Origin of the sequence: Azospirillum sp. SYSU D00513, from assembly GCF_017356015.1 — a bacterium.
Lineage (GTDB): Bacteria > Pseudomonadota > Alphaproteobacteria > Azospirillales > Azospirillaceae > Azospirillum.
In genome coordinates, this window is sequence record NZ_JAFIQV010000094.1 from 1 (window position 1) to 4,857 (window position 4,857).

Consider the following 4,857-nt stretch of genomic DNA (forward strand, 5'->3'; position numbering starts at 1 on the left):
GGGGATGATCGGTTCTTTGCGTCGTGCCATCGGGGGCTCCTTCCGTTCTCAGCATACCCCCGCCGAGCACGAAATTCCGGATAGTCCCCTTAAACTGATTGATCTCAATGATTTCCCCACGTCCTACTCTGGTCAGGGCGGCAAGCTTCTCGGTGTGAAGACTGACGAGTCCGGTGTTGAGTTTGTTCCTGGCATCCCTGATGTCGTCACAGGTGGACGCAACGTCGGCACGGGTGTCAACGTCTTCAAGACCAAGGACAACGCAGAGCTTATCTTCCGTTCCCTTAAGGCTGGCTCTGGTGTCACCATTACACCGACTGCCGACGAGCTTACGATTGCCGTTGAGTCTGGTGAGGCTGTTGGTCCCGGCTACCGGATTGTCACTGAGTTCACCTCAGCGGCGATCCAAGCGGCCATCAACGACATCGGTACACAGGGTGGTACGGTCTTCCTCCCTGAGGGGACCTACGATATCTCCTCGACCATCGTAATTCCGGTGAAGGTCAACGGCGCGTCCCTCATCACCCTTCGTGGTGCTGGCGAGGGAACCCGTCTCCGCCCCTCTACCAGCGTCCAAACCCTGATCCGGGTGGAAGGAACGTTCTCGCATATCGAGGACATCCGGTTCGTCAACACCCAGAACCGGTCCACCCGTGCCATTATGTTTGGCAACGGAACGTCCACCTCCGGTCTTCAGGAAGGCGATGCGTTCCACGCTTATGTGGAGCGGTGCTGGTTCGAGAGTTTCCCGCAAGCAATCTATTGCTGGGACTTCCAGGCCATCTATGTGAACCGGAACCTCTTCATTGCCTGTACCACTTCGTTCCGCTCGGAAGAGAACGGGATGGGTTCAAAGATCGTTCATAACTACATCCTGGGTGGTGGCCCCTGCATCTACTTCAGCATCTCTGCGGACAATAACCCATCTGACGGAATTCCTCCCCAACAGGCTGAGGGTGTGTTCATCACCCACAACGATATCCACCCGACGAGTGGTGACGGTATCGTGTTCAAGGGTGGACTGAGCATCACCATTGCCGACAACATGATTGGTGAGGTCTCCAAGTATCCGGATGGTACGGCGGGCTGGGGTGTCATCCTTGATGGGACAGTCCATCATCCCGCCCGGCCTGAAATTGGGCAGGAGGAGTATTATGATACGATTGCCTTCGCAAGCATCTCACACAATTGGATTGGCGGTGCTTGGGAGAGCTTCAATGGATCTGGCCTACCGAAAGGGGCTGGTGGTATTCGGCTAATTGGTACGGTTGGTAACGTCCGAGATGTTCGCATCATTGACAATACCATCGCTGGGTTCAGTGTCTACGGTATCGATTTGTCTGGGTCCAATGTCTTAGACACAAAGGTATCACTGAACAAATTCCACAACATTTTCACCGCTGACCTTTCGGTAAACGGAGCAAAGAGAACCCTCGTTCAAGGAAATACGTTTGACAATGAGAAAGGGCTCTATTCGATCATAGAGCACGGGAATGACACTCAGAGTCTCGTGGTGAACAACACGATATTCACTCTGAAAGCCGACAACAGTCCCAAGGCAATCTCTAAAGCCACCTCTAGCCTCTATCAGAACAATCGTGGAGACGATCTCCCGCTCTATACCCTTGGCGATTACTCACGTGGTTCCCGTATCCGTGGCGCCTTGCTGAAGATGGGTGGACAGGGAGCGAACGTCCCCATCTCCAACAACACGCAAACTACCCTGTCTTGGGTCGCTGCTGAGTGGGATACCGAGGGATGTTGGTCGTCATCCTTCCCAAGCATCGTCACGGTTCCCGCGTGGGCCAAGTCGGCTCGGGTCACGGCAAACGTTCGCTACGATGGTGTCTCCGCTACTGGTGATCGTGATCTTCAAATAGCCGTGAATGGCACAACACCGCTTGGTGTGGCGGGTGATGTGTCCTTTGCCAGCGGATCATACATGCGTCACGTTCTACACGTACAAAGCGGCTGGATGCCGGTATCTCCTAACGACCAGCTTAGCGTTTGGACCAAACAAACCTCTGGTCAGAGCATCAACATTGCTGGCGGAAACTTTACGTGGCTCCAAGTGGAGTTCGCGTAATGGCTGCAACATTCCCCATCTACATCAACGACCGGGTCCGTATCGTGGACAACCCGATCCAATGGATCGTTCAGACCTTGCGCGGAAAGCGCTGGGACGACCGGATGTTCTACATCAATCGCGATTGCTTGACGCGACGGCTTGCGGAGGAGTTCGGGGCGATCAGTGAGGAAGCCGCCAGTGCCCTCGCGTCTCTGCCCCTGATCCATCCCATCAAACCCGATTTGAAACAGGCAAGAGCGCGTTGCGAGGATGAAAAGCTAGTGGCCTAGCCTCATCGCTGCAAAACGTCTCCTGCCCGCCTCTAATCGCCAGCAATCCCCTATTTGCCCTCGCATGGTCCGTCCGTGCGGGGGCTTTCTGTTTTTTGGAGTCACCCACGACCATGGAAGTTATCGACTGGAGTCCCGACGAACTCGGAGACCGGGCATCTTTCCTTCCCGCTATGCTGTCCACCCGACCCTATGACCCTGGAGACAACCTCCAGCAGGAGGAGGAAATGGGATTCTGGGAGGTCGCAGGGGCAGCGTTCGAACGGGAGAACCTCGCCTGGAACGCTTTGAAGGCGGTAGGTCGGATCACTGAGACCGACAGCCCTGGAGAGACCAACCCGAACTGGAACCCGTACGCCTACATGCGGACCACATGGGACGAGGAGAAATACACTGACCTCCTACCCTACATCACTCAGGGCCTCTTTGAGGACGCCATCACCCCAGAGATGGTCGAAAACAAGGCCGTCGCTATCGAGGAGGAACGCCTCCTCATGAAGCGGGCTGAGGGTTCCCTAGCCGGTGCCCTCACTGGTGGCCTTGCCGCCGCTGTTGCAGATCCGACCAGCTATATCCCGGTTGGTGGCTGGCTGATGGCGGGCGGTCGTCTCATGCGGATCGGGAAGCTTGCTCTGCATGGTGCCGCTACAGGTGCCCTTCAGGAAGCTGGACTCCATCAGTTTCAGGACCTCCGGACGGTTCGGGAAAGCCTGATGAACATTGGCACTCAGACCGTCTTGGCTGGTGGCTTCGGGACATTGGGATACGGCTTCGGCACCGGTCACCCGCTCAACCCTGCCAACCTCGGCAATCCCCTTCGCCCCGAAAACCTCACGAGGCAAGGCGTGGTCACCCGTGTTGTCGGTGAGGGGGATGACGTTCTCAGCCATGCTGACGATAGCATTGGTGCGGCGCGTGTCGCTGGGACGGAGGACTTCACAGGCAACGCTCCGGGTCGGGAGGGTTCCCCTACGGCTCTGGGACGGTTTGCCACTCAGTGGACCCCTGCCGGTCGGGCTCTGTCCTACTCTTCCGATACCGTACGGAGTGTTCTAGTCCGCTTAATGGACCTGGGTGGCGTCTACACCGACACCAACCGCTTTGGCCTCCGTACGGCTCATTCTGCCGAAGACCTGAAACGGGACTATTTCGCCCACGCCTCCCGGCTGGAACTTGGCCTGGAACGCATCATCCGGGAAACCCGTCAGGCAATGGGCGACGTGGGCGCGGCTCGTATCGACGCTCCCCAGTTCCACGAGATAACCCGCCTCATGCTGAAGGGGATGTATGAGGACACCGACCGTGTAGCCTTAGAGGCGACGTTCGGTCCCCGTGCCGTTCCCATCATCGAGGCAAAGGCGCAGGAGGCCGCTGAGGCCATCCACAAGACCAATGAGGTCTACGAAAAGCGCTTGGTGGAGTTGGGCTTCCTGAGGGATGAGGCGAAGGTGTCGGCTCTACGGACCCGCATCAAGGCCCTATCCGAGACCCGACAGGAGGCGGTCGAGCCCCTACAGCAGCAAGTGACCCAGCTTCGAGGGGAACTGGCGAAGGTCGAGCGTGGCCGGAATGCCAACCCGACCAGAGCCCAGGAGATCAAGGGTCAGATCGCTGATCTCCAAACCCGGATCACGTCAGCCCGTTCGGCCAACCGTGCCGATGCCCTCCGCGCCGAACTTCAGAGACAAATGTCCCTGCCCGCGTCTATGGGGCGGGATTACGGACATGCTCAGCTGTGGGACCGTGCGGCCATCGCGGAGAACCCGGCAGACTTCGAGCGTTTCCTGTTCGAGACCCTTGTAAGCAAGCCCGATGAGGGCTGGCTCATGGAGACGCATGGCTTGACGGCAAAGGAGTTAGACGACCTCAAGACCGTGGAGCCCGACCGTTATCGGGAGATCCTCCAGGCATGGGGAGGGGATGAGTTCTATCACCGGCTCAATGTCGCTGAGGCTGCCTTCAAGGCTGCTGAGGACGCCGTTAAGCAGACCAAGTTGGATCTAAACGAGACCCTTCGGTCTCTCGGAATGATCCGTCGTGGGGAGAAGCTGGCCGAACTCTCCGAGGCTCGTAAGTTCCGCGACCGGTTCCATACGGAGCTTGCTGCCAAGCGTGCCAAGCGGGACCAGATCCGGGCTGAGTATGAGGCCCTTACCTCCGCTGCTGAAGCCGCGCGGTCCCAGACCCTGTTCCGGCAGTTGGAACCGCTCACGAGCAACGCCGACGTGAAGGCCCTTGCCGCGACCCAGGAGAAGGCTCGGGTGCTGGCTCGGGATCTCCGCCGGGCAGACGGTGCGGTTTCCCGCCTGGAGAAGCGTGCCGCTGAGGTCGAGGAAGCCTATCGGGTCAGCGCCGAAAAGCTGGAGAACCTCAAGACAGTCCGTAAGACCCTCCAGGAAGCCCGCAGAGAGGGAGTGTCCGGAATTTCGTGCTCGGCAGGGGCGGTTTCAGTTTCAGGCGTTCATCGCCTTTGTGAAGCGCTCGCCGAACATGATGGCC

The 4,857-nt window shown here is 58.2% G+C and carries 3 protein-coding genes; all 3 read left to right on the plus strand.

The features are described from left to right. The coding region (locus JUB11_RS32170; protein WP_207462889.1) for a glycosyl hydrolase family 28-related protein at nt 1-2,086 on the plus strand (2,086 nt) is incomplete at its 5' end. Beyond that, nucleotides 2,086-2,358: a hypothetical protein gene (locus tag JUB11_RS32175; protein WP_207462890.1), complete on the plus strand. Its 273-nt coding sequence runs from the start codon at nt 2,086-2,088 to the stop codon at nt 2,356-2,358. The genes JUB11_RS32170 and JUB11_RS32175, both read left to right, overlap by 1 nt. Before the next feature lie 113 nt (nt 2,359-2,471). Further along, nucleotides 2,472-4,857: hypothetical protein (locus JUB11_RS32180; RefSeq protein WP_207462891.1), on the plus strand; the 2,386-nt coding region annotated here is incomplete at its 3' end.

Excerpts from the sequence above, each read along its gene's own strand:
- JUB11_RS32175 (WP_207462890.1), top strand. The coding sequence starts at position 2,086 with ATGGCTGCAACATTCCCCATCTACATCAACGACCGGGTCCGTATCGTG.